The sequence below is a fragment of the Rhodobacter calidifons genome (genome assembly GCF_011174775.1).
GTDB classification, from domain to species: Bacteria; Pseudomonadota; Alphaproteobacteria; order Rhodobacterales; family Rhodobacteraceae; genus Tabrizicola; species Tabrizicola calidifons.
Window position 1 is genome coordinate 130902 of the sequence record NZ_JAANHS010000002.1, and the last position, 15155, is coordinate 146056.

Below are 15155 nucleotides of genomic sequence, written 5' to 3' on the forward strand. Positions count from 1 at the left end.
TCCTCGTTCGGCTTCGCCTTCCCGTCGCGGGCGACGGGCGGGTGCTGACGAGAGCATCGACGCGCGGTGCGGTTTTGCCTATCATCCCGCCACGACCCGGGGAAAACCGGGCAAGCGAGCGAGGCGGGGCGTGGGCGAAACCGGCAAGAGGTCAGGACGTCTTGACCGGCTGGCCGATCGGCTGGCCCTGCTGAGTGCGCGGCGCGTGCGGGCGGCGCGCGGATTCGTGTCGCAGCCCGAACCGCGGTCGATGGGCCTGGTGACACGGGGCCGGCAGCTGGTGCAGGGCTCTGTCCTTCTGGCCGGCAACCTGGTCGAGGCGCCGGACGGCCGGTTCTGGGACATCGAGCCACCGGATCGCGCCTTTGCCGAAGAGGCGCAGGGCTTTGCCTGGCTGGACGATCTTGCGGCCCTGGGCACCCGGGACGCCAGGGCGCGGGCCCAGGCCTGGACCTGGGACTGGATCGCGCGCCATGGCCGGGGCCGCGGCCCGGGCTGGACGCCGGACCTGACCGGGCGGCGGATCATCCGCTGGGTGCACCACGCCACCTTCCTGCTGGCCGGGCGGGGTCAGGACGATACCGAGGCCTTCTTCCAGTCGCTGTCGCAGCAATCGGCCTATCTGGCCCGGCGCTGGCAAGGCGCCGCCCCGGGCCTGCCGCGGTTCGAGGCCCTGACCGGCCTGGTCTATGCCGGGATCTCGCTGATCGGGATGGAGGCCCTGACCGGCCCGGCAACCGAGGCGCTGGCCAGGGCCTGCGAGACCGACATCGACGGGGAAGGCGGCCTTGCGACACGGAACCCCGAGGAATTGCTGGAGGTCCTGACCCTCTTGACCTGGTCGGCCGCCGCCTTGACCGAGGCCGGCCAGACCGTGCCGCAGCAGGTGCAGGACGCGATCCTGCGCATCGCCCCGGCCTTGCGCGCACTGCGCCACTCGGATGGCGCGCTGGCCCGGTTTCACGGCGGCGGCAGGGGGGCAGAAGGGCGGCTGGAGCAGGCGCTGGCCTCGGCGGGTGTCTGGGGCGGGGCGCCACCGGTGATCGCGATGGGCTATGCCCGGCTGTCGGGCGGGCGGACGACGGTGATCGTCGATGCCTCCTCGCCGCCGGGCGGGCGGGCAGCCGAGACGGCGCATGCCTCGACAGCGGCCTTCGAGCTGACCTCGGGCCGCCGGCCGGTGGTGGTGAACTGCGGGTCGGGGCTGACCTTCGGCCCGATGTGGCGGCTGGCGGCACGGGCGACCGAATGTCATTCTGTGCTGGCGATGGACCGGGTGTCGTCCTCGCGCCTCTATCCGACCGGCGAGGCCTTGCAGTATCGCGCCGCCGTCACCGCCTCGCGCATGACCATGGGCAGCGAGGGGACCGACCTGTACCTCGCGCATGACGGCTGGGTCCGGACCCATGGGCTGACCGCCAGCCGCAGCCTGACGCTGAGCCATGACGGGCGGCGCCTGTCGGGGGTCGAGGCGCTGACCGCGCTGAAGGCCGAGGCGCGCAAGCGGTTCGAGGAGGTGATGACCGCCTCGGCGATGCAGGCGGGGCGCTTTGCGGTGCGGTTCCACCTGCACCCGGATGTCGATGCGGCGCTGGACATGGGCGGCGCGGCGGTGACCCTGAGGCTGCGCAGCGGCGAGATCTGGATCTTCCGCTTCACCGGGCCGGCCGAACTGTCGCTTGACCCCTCTGCCTATCTGGAAAAGGGGCGATTGCACCCCCGGCCAAGCCTGCAAATCGTGCTTCGGGGCGAGGCAAGGGGCTTCGAGACACGCCTGGGCTGGACCTTGGCGAAGGCAAAGGATACTCCGCTGGCCATCCGGGATCTGGAGGGCGTGGAGCCCGAGGATCCCCTGGCAGAGTGACAGGGTAGCCCCATGACCAACCTCGTCCCCATCGGCCGCGCGCTGATTTCAGTTTCCGACAAGACCGGCCTGCTGGATCTGGCGCGGGCGCTGGCGGGATATGGGGTGGAGCTGATTTCGACCGGCGGGACCAGCGGCATGCTGCGGGCGGCGGGGCTGGCGGTGCGCGATGTGGCCGATGTCACCGGCTTCCCCGAGATGATGGACGGCCGCGTCAAGACGCTGCATCCGAACGTCCATGGCGGGCTTCTGGCGCTGCGCGACGACGACGAGCATCTGGTGGCGATGGCGGCGCACGGGATCGAGCCGATCGACCTTCTGGTGGTGAACCTCTACCCGTTCGAGGAAACCGTGGCGCGGGGCGCGGATCATGCGACCTGCATCGAGAACATCGACATCGGCGGGCCGGCGATGATCCGGGCGGCGGCGAAGAACCATCGCTTTGTCACCGTGGTCACCGATCCGCGGGATTACGACTGCCTCCTGACCCAGCTGAAGGCGCATGACGGGGCGACGACGATGGCCTTCCGGCAAAAGCTGGCACTGACGGCCTATTCACGGACGGCGGCCTATGACACGGCGGTTTCGACCTGGCTCGCGGAAGAGCTGAAGGAACCCGCCCCGCGCTATCGCAGTTTTGCCGGAAAACTGGCCCAGCCGCTGCGCTATGGCGAGAATCCGCACCAGGCGGCGGCCTTCTACACCGACGGCTCGAACCGCCCCGGGGTGGCAACGGCGCGGCAGTGGCAGGGCAAGGAGCTGAGCTACAACAACATCAACGACACCGACGCAGCGTTCGAACTGGTGGCGGAATTCGGCGGCGATGCCCCGGCCTGCGCGATCATCAAGCACGCGAACCCCTGCGGCGTGGCGACGGCCGCGACCCTGACCGAGGCCTACATCCGTGCCTACCAGTGCGACCAGACCTCGGCCTTTGGCGGGATTGTCGCGTTGAATCAGGTGCTTGACGGGGCGACGGCGGAAGAGATCGTGAAGATCTTCACCGAGGTCGTCATCGCCCCCGATGCCACCGACGAGGCGAAGGCGGTGTTTGCGGAGAAGAAGAACCTGCGGCTTCTGACCACCGGCGCGCTGCCGGACCCGAAAGCCAAAGGGCTGGCGTTCCGGCAGGTGGCGGGCGGGTTCCTGGTGCAGGATCGGGATGCGGGGCATGTCTCGGCCAGCGACCTAAAGGTGGTGACGAGGCGGGAGCCGTCAGAGGCGGAGCTGCGCGATCTGATGTTCGCCTGGACCGTGGCCAAGCACGTCAAGTCGAACGCGATCATCTATGTGAAAGACGGCGCGACCGTGGGCGTGGGCGCCGGGCAGATGAGCCGCGTCGATTCGACCCGCATCGCCGCGCGCAAGGCACAGGACATGGCCGAGGCGCTGGGCCTGCCGGGGCCGATGACGCAAGGCTCGGTCGTGGCGTCGGATGCGTTCTTTCCCTTTGCCGACGGGCTGATCACCGCAGCCGAGGCCGGGGCGACGGCGATCATCCAGCCGGGCGGGTCGATGCGCGACGAAGAGGTGATCGCGGCGGCGGACGCGCGCGGGCTGGCCATGGTCTTCACCGGCCAGCGGCATTTCCGGCACTGATGATGCGGCCGTTCTGGATCACGGCGGCGACGACCTTGGGGCTGGATCAGTTGACCAAGCTGGCGGTCGTGCATGGGCTGGACCTGATCGACCGGCACGAGATCGACGTGCTGCCGCCCTTCGTCAACTTCCGCATGGCCTGGAACTACGGCATCAACTTCGGCCTGCTGGCGCATGGCTCGGACCTGGTGCGCTGGGGCTTGATCGCGGTGGCGCTGGCGATTTCCGCCTGGGTCGTCTGGTGGATGCGGCGCGAGAGCGGCAACCGCAAGGCCGAACTGGCGGGGGGACTTCTGGTCGGCGGCGCGCTGGGCAATGTCATCGACCGGGTGCTTTACGGCGCGGTGGCGGATTTCCTGAACATGTCCTGCTGCGGGATCGAGAACCCCTATGCCTTCAACGTCGCCGACATCGCGATCTTTGCCGGGGCGCTGGGGCTGGTGATCTTTGCCAAAGGCGATGCAACGGGCAAGGCAACAGACGGCAAACCCCGGCGCAAGGCGCGCTAATCGGGCGTGACGAGTGCACGGCTTTAGGCTAAGACGGGCGAAAGACGGTGGCGGAGGCAGGAATGCGGGCAGGACAGGGCAGGGCGATCATCGCGGTTGCGACGATGATCTCGCTGGCGGCCTGCGGCGACAAGGGCGATCCGCAGCTGATGAACCTGCGTTCCGGCCCCGGGCCGGACGAATTTGCCATCGTGCCCCCCAAACCCCTGGAAATGCCGAAGAATCTGGCCGATCTGCCGGAGCCGACCCCGGGCGGGCCCAACCGCACCGACCGCGACCCCGAAGCCGAGGCCGTGGTTGCCCTGGGCGGCAGGCCCTCGGCCGCGGGCGGCATTCCGGCGGCGGATTCGGCGCTTTATGCCCATGCCGCCCGGTTCGGCGTCGATGGGGGCATCCGGGCGACGCTGGCCTCGGAAGACCTGCAATGGCGGCGCGACAACAGCGGTCGCATCCTGGAACGGCTGTTCAACGTGAACGTCTATTACAAGGCCTACCGCAAGCAGCGGCTGGACCAGCAGGCGGAACTGGCCCGCTGGCGCGCGCTGGGCGTGCGCAATCCCTCGGCCCCGCCCCGCAAGAAGGGCGAGGAGTAACAACCGCGTGGCCCCTGCCCGCCCGGGCTTGATTGTCGCGGCGCCGCGCCGCAGGTTCCCCGCAGGACATCATTCCCGGACCTGGAGAAGCCGATGCTTGGACGAACTGGCGCCGGCCTGGCCCTTGCGCTGACCCTGGCGCTGCCTGTCGCGGCGGATGTGCCGGTCACGACCTTCACGCTGGACAACGGCCTGGACGTGGTGGTGATCGAGGATCACCGCGCCCCGGTGGTGGTGCAGATGATCTGGTACCGGGTCGGCGCGGCGGATGAGCCTCCCGGCCATTCCGGCATCGCGCATTTCCTGGAACATCTGATGTTCAAGGGCACCGAGAAGGTCGCCCCCAACGCCTTTTCCGGCATCGTCGAGGCGCAGGGGGGCGACGACAACGCCTTCACCAGCTGGGACTACACCGCCTATTTCCAGCGCATCAGCGCCGACCGGCTGGAGCTGGTGATGGAGATGGAAGCCGACCGGATGCGCAATCTGCGCCTGACCGAAGAGGACGTGGCAACCGAACGGCAGGTGATCCTGGAGGAACGCAGCCAGCGCACCGACAGCAACCCGAGCGCGCTGCTGATCGAGCAGATGCGGGCGGCACAGTTCCAGAACAGCCCCTACGGCATCCCGGTGATCGGCTGGCGGCACGAGATGGAGGCGCTCTCGCGCGAGGATGCGCTGTCCTATTACGAACGCTTCTACGCGCCGAACAATGCCACGCTGATCGTGGCCGGCGACGTGACGCCGGACCGGGTGCGCGCCCTTGCCGAACGCCACTATGGCCCGCTGGAACCCTCTGCCGGGATCGCGCCCCGCCTGCGCCCGCAGGAGCCGCCGCAACTGGCCGAACGCCGGATCGTGCTGGCGGACGAGCGGGTGTCGGAACCCTATGTCTTCCGCACCTATCTGGCCCCGGAACGCGACCCGGGCGATCAGAAGACGGCCGCCGCGCTGACCGTGCTGGCCGAGCTTCTGGGCGGCAACGGGCAGACCTCGGTCCTGGCGCGGGCCTTGCAGTTCGACCGGAAGGTGGCGGTCTATTCCTCGGCCTTCTACGACGGCACCACCATCGACGATGCGACCTTCGGGCTGGCGGTCGTCCCGGTGCCGGGCGTCAGCCTTGAAGCGGTAGAGGCCGAGCTTGACCGGGTGCTGGCCGAATTCCTGGAGCAGGGCCCCGATCCGGCCGCGCTGGAACGGATCCGCACCCAGGTCCGCGCCGGAGAAATATATGCGCGCGACAGCGTGGAAAACCTGGCGCATCGCTATGGCCAGGGGCTGAGCGTCGGGCTGACCGTCGCCGACATCGACGGCTGGGACGAAGCGCTGGGCGAGGTGACCGAGGCCGATGTGATGGCCGCGGCGCGGCTGGTCCTTGACCGCCGCAACGCGGTGACGGGGTGGCTGACCCGGCCCGAAGCCAAACAGGAGGCCACGCCATGATCCGCGCACTGTTTGCAGCTTTCCTTGCCCTGGCCCTGCCGGCACAGGCCGAGATTCCGATCCGCGAAGTCACCTCTCCCGGCGGGATCACCGCCTGGCTGGTCGAGGACCACAACATCCCCTTCGCCGCGCTGGAGATCCAGTTCAAGGGCGGCACCTCGCTGGATGCGCCGGACAAGCGCGGCGCGGTCAACCTGATGGCGGCGACGCTGGAGGAAGGTGCGGGCGAGATGGACAGCCGCGCCTTCGCCGAGGCGCGCGATGCGCTGGCGGCGAAGATCCGCTTCAATGCGAACAGCGACTCGGTCTCGGTCTCGGTGAAGTTCCTGACCGAGAACCGCGACCAGGTCGTGGACCTGCTGCGCGAGGCGCTGGTCTACCCGCGTTTCGACCAGGATGCGGTGGACCGGGTGCGGGAACAGGTCCTGTCGAACCTGCGGTCGAACGCCAAGGATCCCGGCACCATCGCCGCCGAGACGTTCGACGCGATGGCCTTCGGTGATCATCCCTATGGCACGACCGGGGACGGCACGATCGAGACGGTGACGACGCTGACACGCGACGACGTGGCGGCGGCGCACAAGGCGGCGCTGGCGCGGGACCGGGTCCATGTCGCGGCCAGCGGCGACATCACGGCCGAGGAACTGGGTCTGCTGCTGGACCGGCTGCTTGGCGATCTGCCGGCAACCGGTGCTCCGCTGCCGGGCGCTGCGCCATGGCTTCTGTCGGGCGGCGTCACGGTGGTCGATTTCCCGACCCCGCAGGCGACGGTGTTCTTCGGACAGAAGGGCATTCCGCGCGACGATCCGGATTTCTTTCCAGCCTTCGTGCTGAACGAGGTGCTGGGCGGTGGCCGCTTTACCGCGCGATTGATGACCGAGGTGCGCGAAAAGCGCGGACTGACCTACGGGATCGGCACCTACATCGTCAACATGGACCATGCCGACATGATCCTGGGCCAGTTCGCCGCCTCGAACGACAAGGTGGCCGAGGCGATCCGGGTGGTGAAGGAACAATGGGGCCGCGTCGTCAGCGAGGGCGTGACGGACGAGGAACTTGCCGCGACCAAGACCTATCTCACCGGGTCCTATCCGCTCCGCTTCGACGGGAACGGCCCGATTGCCAGAATCCTGGTCGGGATGCAGATGGACGGGATGCCGATCGACTATGTGACCACCCGCAACGCGCGGGTGGAGGCTGTGACGATGGAGGACATCCGCCGTGTCGCCGCGCGGCTGTTCCGACCCGATGACCTGCACTTCGTCGTGGTCGGCCAGCCGACGGGACTGTGACGCCGGACCCGCCGCGTCCGTCCTGACGAGGGGCCTTCGGCGAACGAGGAGGTTTGCCGGGCAACAAGCCTCTTTCCCCTGTCGGACCCTTGGTCTACGACTTCGGCATGACCTGGACGATCCCGAACACGCTGACCGTGCTTCGTCTGCTGGCCGCGCCCGGCGTGGCGGTCATGTTCCTGTATTTCCATCGCCCCTGGGCCGACTGGCTGGCGCTGACCTTGTTCGTGGGGGCGGCGATCACCGACTGGTTCGATGGCTATCTTGCGCGGCTTTGGAAGCAGGAATCGAAGTTCGGCGCGATGCTGGACCCGATTGCCGACAAGGCGATGGTGGTGATCGCGATCATGGTCATCACCGGCTACAACGGGATGAACCCCTGGCTGATCCTGCCTGCGACCGTGATCCTGTTCCGCGAGGTGTTCGTGGGGGGCTTGCGCGAATATCTCGGGGAGAAAAGCGGTCAGCTGAAGGTGACAAGACTTGCCAAGTGGAAGACCACGGCGCAGATGATCGCGATTGCGGTCCTGTTCCTGGGCACCGGGTTCGAGTATCTGAACGGCGTGGCAATGCAGGGCATGACGACCGAGCAGTATGTCGAGGCAGTGATCGCCGGCGAGGCCGACCCGATCCGCGCCTGCGGCAAGCGGGACTGCGCGTCCTATGCGAACCTGGTCGGCATCTGGCTCTTGTGGGTGGCGGCTTTCCTGACGGTCGTCACAGGTTGGGAGTATTTCGTGAAGTCGCTGCCATTCTTGCGGGAGGACAAGTGATCGAGGTCCTGTATTTCGCCTGGGTCCGGGAACGGATCGGTCTGCCGCGCGAGAAGGTCGAGACCGCGGCCGCCACGGTGGCCGAACTGGTCGAGGAGTTGCGCGCCCGCGAGGAACGGTATCAGGCGGCCTTTGCCGACCTGACCTCGCTGCGGGTGGCGCTGGATCAGGAGCTGGCGTCCTTCGACGCGCCGTTGAAGGGCGTGCGCGAAGTCGCCTTCTTCCCGCCGATGACTGGAGGCTGAGGATGCGGATCGCGGTGCAGTCCGCGGCCTTCGATCTGGGGGCCGAGGTATCGGCCTTCACCGCCGGAGTGCGCGGGTCGGGGGCGGTGGTCAGCTTCACGGGCCTCGTGCGCGACGAGGGCGGGACCCTGTCCGGCATGGAGATCGAGCACTACCCCGGCATGACCGAGAAGGCGATCCGGGGGATTGCCGAGGAGGCGGTCCGGCGCTGGGCGCTTTGCGATGCCCTGGTGATCCACAGATACGGGAAGCTGGCACCGGGCGAGGCGATCATGATGGTCGCCACGGCCGCGCCGCACCGGGCGGATGCTTTCGCGGCGGCGGAGTATCTGATGGACTACCTGAAAAGCCGGGCTCCGTTCTGGAAGAAGGAGTTGGGCGCCGGGGGAGAAGCCTGGGTCGCCGCGAAGGACGCGGACGAGGACGCGTTGAAGCGGTGGTAGCGCCGCGCGTGGCGCGGTTTTCGGGTCGTTTGGAATCAAGGGCTTGGTTGTGGGCGTTTACCCCTGATTAACCGGGAAGCGGGCATCGGGCAGCGCGGCGCGCCGAAGCGGGACTGCCAGCTGGGTTGCAGGTCAAGGGGTTCGGGGCGCGCCAGCCAGACCGCGCGGGCAATGGCGCGGGCAAGGCAGGTGGCAGCGGCGTGGCCAAGCTGGAAGGTGTCGGTCAGGGGGTCCGACAGCGGTTTCCCGCCCGTGGCGACGCTGAACACGAGGTCTCCGTCCAGGGGCGTATGCGCGGGGACAAGGGCGCGGGCCATGCCGTCATGGGCGGCCACGGCCATGCGCTGCGCCTGGGCCTTGGTCAGGGCGGCATCGGTGGCGACGATGGCGATGGTTGTCGCCTCGCCCAGACGCTTGCGCGGCAGGGGGGCGTTCTGCGCGACCATCGGCGCGGGGCCGAGGCCGCCGAACTCGGCGGCTTCCTCCCAAGGCGCGGCCCAGAAATGCGGGGTCTCGCCCACGGTGGCCTGGCCGAGCGCGTTCACCACGACCAGCGCCCCGACGGTGAGGCCCGAGGGCAGGACGCAGGAGGCGGAGCCGAGGCCGCCCTTCAGATTGCCGGTCATCGCGCCGTAGCCGGCGCCGGCGGTGCCGAGGGCGAAGTCCTGCGACGCGGCATCGAAGGCGCGGCGGCCGAGAGCCGGGTAGGGGCTTTCGGTCCAGTCCTTGTCGCCGCCGTTCAGCAGGTCGAAGACGATGGCTCCGGGGACGATGGGCACGCGGACGGGGCCGACGGCAAAGCCCCGGCCCGCCGCGCGCAGGGCCTGCATCACCCCCTGCCCGGCATCGAGGCCGAAAGCGGAGCCGCCTGACAGGAAGATCGCGTCCACCTCCTGCACCATGCGGTCGGGGGCGAGGAGGTCGGTTTCTCGTGTTCCGGGAGAGCCGCCCATGACGTGGACGGCGGCGGTGAAGGGATGGTCGGCGGCAAGGACCGTGACGCCGGAGCGAAGCGTCGGGTGGTCGGCATTGCCGACGCGAAGGCCGGGGACATCGGTGATAAGGTTTCGCGGACCGGGGCGCATGGGCGTCAGGCTAGCGCAGTCTGGCTTGGGCGCAAGGTGAAGCTCCTCGTCGCCTCCGGCGCTCGTCGCTGTCCCCCGCGACGAGAAGCCGAAGGCGCACGAGGAGCGGTGCGAGCGGGAGCGCGGTGTCACCGGATCGGCGATGGTTTCGGGGCGCGGTCTTCCGGCGTCCGCCGATGAAGGGTCGCAGACCGGCGTTTCAGGGGTCGCAAACGGCCTTGCGCAAGAGGCCAGGACGGCGCATTCAAGGGGTGAGCCGTGGCGATGGCGTCGCCGCAGGGGCATCCGCCCCGATGCTTGTGGACCCGAACCGAAGGGGCTTCCGCTTCCGTCCTGTACGCCGGGACCTTTCGGGGTCCCGTGGCTGTTCCCGGACCCCCTGCGATGAGGTCTGGACATGACATTGAACCGCCCCGAGATGTACCGCTTTCACAACGGCGGCAGGAAGGACGCGCTGCCCTTCGCCGATGCCGAATACCACGACCGGCTGGCGGGCCTGCGTGACATCATGGAGCTGCACGCGCTGGACGCGGTGGTGCTGACCAGCATGCACAATGTGGCCTATTATTCGGGGTTCCTCTATTGCAGCTTCGGGCGGCCCTATGCCTGCGTGGTGACGAAGGACCAATGCGTCACGATCAGCGCCGGGATCGACGCGGGCCAGCCCTGGCGGCGGTCGATCGAGGACAACATCACCTATACCGACTGGACGCGCGACAATTTCTGGCGGGCGGTGGTATCGGTGGTGGGCACCGGCAAGGCGGTGGGCTGCGAGGCGGACCATCTGACGCTGGAGCGGGCCGAGAAGTTCAACAGCTTCCTTCAGCCGAAGCGGGGCGTCGATGTGTCCCCGGCAACCATGCAGCAGCGGATGCGGAAGTCGGAGGCGGAGATTGCCCTCATCAAGCAGGGGGCGAATGTCGCCGACGTGGGCGGCCATGCGATCCGCGAGGCGATCAGGGTCGGGGCGACGGAGCTTGAGGTTTCGATCGCAGGCCGGGATGCGATGGAGCGGGAGATCGCGCGGCGCTTTCCGGATGCCGAATACCGCGACACCTGGGTCTGGTTCCAGTCGGGGATCAACACCGACGGCGCGCATAACCCGGTGACGAACCGCAAGCTGCGGCATGGGGATATCCTGAGCCTCAACTGCTTTCCGATGATCTCGGGCTATTACACCGCGCTGGAGCGGACGCTGTTCCTGGGCGAGGTGGAAGAGGCCAGCCTGAAGGTCTGGCAGACCAACATCGCGGCCCATGAGTTCGGGATGAAGCTGTTGCGGCCGGGGGCCAGCTGCGCCGAGATCACCATGAAGATCAACGCCTTCCTGGCCGAGCGCGACATGCTGCAATACCGGACCTTCGGCTATGGGCACAGTTTCGGGGTGTTGTCGCACTACTATGGCCGCGAGGCGGCGCTGGAGTTGCGCGAGGACATCGACACGGTGCTGGAGCCGGGGATGGTCATCAGCATGGAGCCGATGCTGACGATCCCCGAGGGGATGCCAGGGGCGGGCGGGTATCGGGAGCACGACATCTTCGTCGTGACCGAGGACGCGCCCGAGGACATCACGCACTACCCTTACGGGCCTGCGTTCAACGTGGTGGGATAAGGGTTCGGGCCGGGGAGATCCCCGGCCCTTTTCGGTCAGGCGCGCTTGATGACGCGGATGAGCAGCAGCAGGATCACGGCGCCGAGGGTGGCCGAGATGATCGCGCCGACGATGCCGCCGCCCAGCGACAGGCCCGCGTAAGGAAAGAGCAGGCTGGCGAGGAAGGCGCCGACGATGCCGACGACGATGTTGCCCAGAAGGCCGAAGCCGTAGCCCTTGACGATCTGACCTGCAAGCCAGCCGGCGACGGCGCCGATGATGAGGGTGATGACGAGTGCTTCGATGGCCATGCGGATTCCCCTTTGCAGCCGCTTCTGATTGGAGCGGTACCTCTACAATGCGCGAAGTTCCGCCGGGTTCCCGGGTGCAGGCGCAAGATATGGAAGATTTTGCGCAAGGGGCGCTGGATATGCGCAAGACCGGGAAAGGGCCGACGGTACAGAATCGAACAGGAATCCCTGCCAGCGCCAGCTTCGGCCGGGAAGATTCGGAAAAGCTTGCACTTTTGGGCTTGACGCATGGCCGCGACCGTGGCGCAAGTGGCGGAAGCTGCCCCTGACCGTGAGTCTGCCAAGTGACCCTTCTTCCCGCCCGGATCCTTGCGATCCTCGTCCTTCCCGTGCTTGCCGCCTGCGCAAGCGCCCCTAAACCGCAAGAGCCGAAGGTCGTTCCGGGCTATGAAGCCATCCAGGACGGCGCCTTCTTCATCGAGGCGGTGCCCGAGCAGTATCTGTTCGAGGGCAATCGCCGGACCGAGGTCGCCTATGCGGGCGACGAGCCACCCGGGACAGTGGTCGTCGATACCTATGCGCGCAAGCTTTACCTTGTCGGCGAAGGCGGCACGGCGACGCGCTATCCCATCGCGGTCGGGCGCGAGGGGCTGTCCTTCCGCGGCAGTGGCGTGATCGGGCGCAAGGCGGAATGGCCGTCCTGGCAGCCCACGGCGAACATGATCCGCACCCGGCCCGACCTGTATGCCGCCTATGCCGGCGGCCTGCCGGGCGGGTTGCAGAATCCGCTGGGTGCGCGGGCGCTGTATCTGTATCGCGGCGGGCGGGACACGATGTTCCGCATCCATGGCACCTCGGACGCGGCCTCGATCGGCCATGCGACCAGCGCGGGCTGCATCCGGCTGTTCAACCAGGATGCCATCGACCTTTACAACCGCGTTCCCGTCGGAACCCGCGTGAAGGTCCGGACCGAGGCGGAAAGCCTGGCGCTGGAAGGCCCGCAGATGATCGACGCCTATGGCCGCCTGGTGCCCGAGACGCCGGAGAACATCGCCAAGAAGGAACGCGACGCCGCCGAAATCGCGCGGCAGGAGGCGAAGGATCGCGTTGCCGCCGAAAAGGCCGAACGCAAGCGCCTTGCCGCCTGCGAGCGCCGCGGCATCGCGGCCGAGGAATGTCCGCGCCCCGTGGTGTCGGGCACGGCGGTCACGGTGGGGACGTCTGGCTAGATCCGGATCACATAGTCCTTGAGGGTGGTCTGCACGACCTCCCAGGTGCCTTCGAAGCCCGGGCGGATGATCAGGCTGTCGCCCGGGTGCAGCTGGGTGACCGATCCGTCCGCCCCGGTCAGGATGGAATATCCCGACAGGATGCGGAAATATTCCCATTCCGAATAGCTGACCCGCCACTTGCCGGGGGTGGACTGCCAGAGCCCGGCATAAAGGCCGTCACGGTCCTCGAGGTTCCAGGTCGAATGCACGGGATCGCCGGAAATGACCTTCGCCGGATCGGGACGGGTGATTTCCGGAGGGGTGCCGTCGCGGCTGACGCGCTGGATCAGGGTCATGGTGGTCTCCTTTGCCGGCATTCAGACCGGAGCGGCTGGTCCGGTCAAGTCCGGGGCGCTGCTCTCGGCGGTGCTGCGCTGCGGCGCAAATCTGTTGCGGCGGCGTTTCGCTTGTGCCCATATGGCGGGCAGAATGTGAAAGCTGAGGCCTAGCGATGAGCGCCACGTCCCCTGTCCGGCCTGTGCTTCCCCCCGATATCCGCGCCCGCAAGGGGGGCGCGCCGCTGGTGGTGCTGACGGCCTATTCCACCCCGGTAGCCCGACTGGTCGATGCGCATTGCGACATCGCGCTGGTGGGCGACAGCGTCGGCATGGTGATCCACGGCATGTCCTCGACCCTGGGTGTCACGCTGGAGATGATGATCCTGCACGGGCGCGCCGTGGTGCGGGGCTGCACGAAGGCGATGCCGGTGATCGACATGCCCTTCGGCAGTTACGAGGAGGGCCCGCAGCAGGCCTTCCGCAACGCGAGCCGCCTGATGGCCGAGACAGGCGCCCCGGCGGTGAAGCTGGAGGGCGGGGTGCAGATGGCCGAGACGATTGCCTTCCTGACCGCGCGCGGCGTGCCGGTGATGGCGCATGTCGGGCTGACGCCGCAGGCGGTGAACACCTTGGGCGGCTACAAGGTGGTGGGCCGGGACGCCGAGGCCGAGAAGGTGATGGCGGATGCGAAGGCGGTGGAGGCGGCGGGGGCGTTTGCCGTGGTGCTGGAAAAGGTGCCCGCGGGGCTGGCGGGGCGGATCACCCGTGAGCTGTCGATCCCGACCATCGGCATCGGGGCCGGGGCGGACTGCGACGGGCAGGTGCTGGTGGTGGATGACATGCTGGGGCTGTTCACCGAGTTCCGGCCGAAGTTCGTGAAACGCTATGCCGAACTGGGCAAGGCGGCGGACGAGGCCATTGCGACCTATGCCGCCGAGGTGCGAGGCCGCGCCTTCCCGGCGGCGGAACATGCCTTCCCTGACGTGGTTCCGGTGAAGACATGATCCCGATCCTGCGGACCGTGGCCGACCTGCGCGCCCTTGCGCGCGGCTGGAAGGCGAAGGGCGAAACGCTGGGCGTGGTCCCGACGATGGGGGCCCTGCACGACGGCCACCTGTCGCTGGCCCGCCGGGCGCGGGCGGAGTGCGACCGGGTCATCACCACGATCTTCGTGAACCCCAAGCAGTTCAACAATCCCGAGGACCTGAAGAAATACCCCCGCAGCGAAGAGGCGGATGCGGCGCTGCTGGCCACGGTGCCGGTGGATGCGATCTTTGCGCCGCCGGTCGAGGAGGTCTACCCGGACGGCTTCATCACCACGGTCAGCATGACCGGCGTCGCCCAGCCGCTGGAGGGCCACATGCGCCCCGGCCATTTCGACGGCGTGGCGACGGTGGTGACGAAGCTGTTCGGCATGTCTCTGGCCGACAGGGGCTATTTCGGGCACAAGGACTGGCAGCAGTTGCAGGTCGTTCTGCGGCTGGTGCGCGACCTGAACCTGCCGGTGGAGGTGGTCGGCTGCGAGACGATCCGCGAGGCGGACGGGCTGGCGATGTCCTCGCGCAATATTCGGCTGACGGCGGAGGGCCGGGCGAAGGCTCCGGTTCTTTATGCGGCGATCACCCGGGCCGCGGACGACATCCGTGCGGGTCATGCCGACCGGATGGCGATCCGCGAAGCGGCGGAGACGATGCGGGAAGCCGGGTTCGAGCGGGTGGAATACATCGAGCTGCGCGATGCCGAGACGCTGATGCCATCCGACGACCCGCGGCGGCCACGGCGGATGCTGGCGGCGGCCTGGGTCGATGGGGTGCGGCTGATCGACAACATTCCGGTGTGATCGGGCGGTTTTCGAATTGAGCGCTGACGCGCGCGGCTTTGTCTCGTCGTCGGCCTTCGCCTCCTCCTCGGCTGATGG

At 68.1% G+C, this 15155-nt stretch carries 15 protein-coding genes and 1 pseudogene; 13 read left to right on the forward strand and 3 right to left on the reverse strand.

Features of this window, described 5'->3' with window-relative positions; all coding sequences use genetic code 11:
* The first annotated feature begins 130 nt into the window (after positions 1-130).
* The 9 genes from G8O29_RS03170 to G8O29_RS03210 all read left to right on the forward strand — a co-directional run bounded on the left by G8O29_RS03170 (position 131) and on the right by G8O29_RS03210 (position 8761).
* Positions 131-1864 carry a heparinase II/III family protein gene (locus G8O29_RS03170; RefSeq protein ID WP_367890118.1) on the forward strand — a complete coding sequence of 578 codons (1734 nt, stop codon included), beginning with the start codon at positions 131-133 and terminating at the stop codon, positions 1862-1864.
* 12 nt (positions 1865-1876) lie between these two features.
* The gene (gene purH / locus G8O29_RS03175; protein ID WP_166401774.1) at positions 1877-3463 is read left to right on the forward strand and encodes a bifunctional phosphoribosylaminoimidazolecarboxamide formyltransferase/IMP cyclohydrolase; all 1587 of its coding nucleotides are present in this window, start codon (positions 1877-1879) and stop codon (positions 3461-3463) included.
* 2 nt (positions 3464-3465) lie between these two features.
* Positions 3466-3972: a signal peptidase II gene (gene lspA / locus G8O29_RS03180; protein WP_166402082.1), complete on the forward strand. Its 507-nt coding sequence runs from the start codon at positions 3466-3468 to the stop codon at positions 3970-3972.
* 62 nt (positions 3973-4034) lie between these two features.
* Positions 4035-4565 (forward strand): DUF3035 domain-containing protein, encoded by a 531-nt coding sequence (locus tag G8O29_RS03185; RefSeq protein WP_166401775.1) that lies wholly within the window; start codon positions 4035-4037, stop codon positions 4563-4565.
* 93 nt (positions 4566-4658) lie between these two features.
* Positions 4659-6008 (forward strand): M16 family metallopeptidase, encoded by a 1350-nt coding sequence (locus G8O29_RS03190; RefSeq protein WP_166401776.1) that lies wholly within the window; start codon positions 4659-4661, stop codon positions 6006-6008.
* Positions 6005-7300 carry a M16 family metallopeptidase gene (locus G8O29_RS03195; protein WP_166401777.1) on the forward strand — a complete coding sequence of 432 codons (1296 nt, stop codon included), beginning with the start codon at positions 6005-6007 and terminating at the stop codon, positions 7298-7300. Before G8O29_RS03190 ends, G8O29_RS03195 begins: the two co-directional genes overlap by 4 nt.
* A 107-nt stretch (positions 7301-7407) precedes the next feature.
* The gene (gene pgsA / locus G8O29_RS03200) at positions 7408-8073 is read left to right on the forward strand and encodes a CDP-diacylglycerol--glycerol-3-phosphate 3-phosphatidyltransferase (protein WP_166401778.1); all 666 of its coding nucleotides are present in this window, start codon (positions 7408-7410) and stop codon (positions 8071-8073) included.
* Complete coding sequence (gene moaD / locus G8O29_RS03205) at positions 8073-8318, forward strand: molybdopterin converting factor subunit 1 (RefSeq protein ID WP_166402083.1); 246 nt, start codon at positions 8073-8075, stop codon at positions 8316-8318. Before pgsA ends, moaD begins: the two co-directional genes overlap by 1 nt.
* 2 nt (positions 8319-8320) lie before the next feature.
* Entirely contained in the window at positions 8321-8761 is a 441-nt protein-coding gene (locus G8O29_RS03210; protein WP_166401779.1) for a molybdenum cofactor biosynthesis protein MoaE, read from the forward strand.
* A gap of 35 nt (positions 8762-8796) precedes the next feature.
* Here G8O29_RS03210 and G8O29_RS03215 read toward each other — a convergent pair whose 3' ends face one another.
* Complete coding sequence (locus G8O29_RS03215; protein WP_166401780.1) at positions 8797-9846, reverse strand: P1 family peptidase; 1050 nt, start codon at positions 9844-9846, stop codon at positions 8797-8799.
* Between the two features lie 403 nt (positions 9847-10249).
* Here G8O29_RS03215 and G8O29_RS03220 point away from each other — a divergent pair, with 403 nt between their 5' ends.
* Positions 10250-11458 (forward strand): aminopeptidase P family protein, encoded by a 1209-nt coding sequence (locus G8O29_RS03220; protein ID WP_437440796.1) that lies wholly within the window; start codon positions 10250-10252, stop codon positions 11456-11458.
* Between the two features lie 35 nt (positions 11459-11493).
* On the opposite strand, the gene G8O29_RS03225 is transcribed toward G8O29_RS03220, so the two are convergent.
* Positions 11494-11748, reverse strand: coding sequence for a GlsB/YeaQ/YmgE family stress response membrane protein (locus G8O29_RS03225; protein WP_166401782.1), 255 nt, complete (start codon positions 11746-11748; stop codon positions 11494-11496).
* Between the two features lie 284 nt (positions 11749-12032).
* Between G8O29_RS03225 and G8O29_RS03230 the strand changes: the two are divergent.
* Positions 12033-12755, forward strand: a pseudogene (locus G8O29_RS03230) (L,D-transpeptidase); the annotation flags it as partial.
* Positions 12756-12913: 158 nt separating this feature from the next.
* On the opposite strand, the gene G8O29_RS03235 reads toward G8O29_RS03230, so the two are convergent.
* Positions 12914-13255, reverse strand: a complete 342-nt coding sequence (locus G8O29_RS03235) for a cupin domain-containing protein (protein WP_166401784.1) — start codon at positions 13253-13255, stop codon at positions 12914-12916.
* 155 nt (positions 13256-13410) lie between these two features.
* On the opposite strand from G8O29_RS03235, the gene panB reads away from it, so the two are divergent.
* A complete protein-coding gene (gene panB, locus G8O29_RS03240) occupies positions 13411-14241 on the forward strand; it encodes a 3-methyl-2-oxobutanoate hydroxymethyltransferase (protein ID WP_166401785.1) in 831 nt (276 codons plus the stop codon).
* Complete coding sequence (panC, locus tag G8O29_RS03245; RefSeq protein ID WP_166401786.1) at positions 14238-15077, forward strand: pantoate--beta-alanine ligase; 840 nt, start codon at positions 14238-14240, stop codon at positions 15075-15077. The genes panB and panC overlap by 4 nt, the downstream gene beginning before the upstream one ends.
* Positions 15078-15155: the final 78 nt, after the last annotated feature.

Bases quoted from the DNA above. Each gene is read 5' to 3' on its own strand.
- panB (WP_166401785.1), top strand. From the start codon at position 13,411: ATGAGCGCCACGTCCCCTGTCCGGCCTGTGCTTCCCCCCGATATCCGC.
- G8O29_RS03235 (WP_166401784.1), bottom strand. From the start codon at position 13,255: ATGACCCTGATCCAGCGCGTCAGCCGCGACGGCACCCCTCCGGAAATC.
- G8O29_RS03225 (WP_166401782.1), bottom strand. From the start codon at position 11,748: ATGGCCATCGAAGCACTCGTCATCACCCTCATCATCGGCGCCGTCGCC.
- G8O29_RS03190 (WP_166401776.1), top strand. From the start codon at position 4,659: ATGCTTGGACGAACTGGCGCCGGCCTGGCCCTTGCGCTGACCCTGGCG.
- lspA (WP_166402082.1), top strand. From the start codon at position 3,466: ATGCGGCCGTTCTGGATCACGGCGGCGACGACCTTGGGGCTGGATCAG.
- G8O29_RS03195 (WP_166401777.1), top strand. From the start codon at position 6,005: ATGATCCGCGCACTGTTTGCAGCTTTCCTTGCCCTGGCCCTGCCGGCA.
- G8O29_RS03210 (WP_166401779.1), top strand. From the start codon at position 8,321: ATGCGGATCGCGGTGCAGTCCGCGGCCTTCGATCTGGGGGCCGAGGTA.
- G8O29_RS03185 (WP_166401775.1), top strand. From the start codon at position 4,035: ATGCGGGCAGGACAGGGCAGGGCGATCATCGCGGTTGCGACGATGATC.
- purH (WP_166401774.1), top strand. From the start codon at position 1,877: ATGACCAACCTCGTCCCCATCGGCCGCGCGCTGATTTCAGTTTCCGAC.
- G8O29_RS03215 (WP_166401780.1), bottom strand. From the start codon at position 9,846: ATGCGCCCCGGTCCGCGAAACCTTATCACCGATGTCCCCGGCCTTCGC.
- pgsA (WP_166401778.1), top strand. From the start codon at position 7,408: ATGACCTGGACGATCCCGAACACGCTGACCGTGCTTCGTCTGCTGGCC.
- panC (WP_166401786.1), top strand. From the start codon at position 14,238: ATGATCCCGATCCTGCGGACCGTGGCCGACCTGCGCGCCCTTGCGCGC.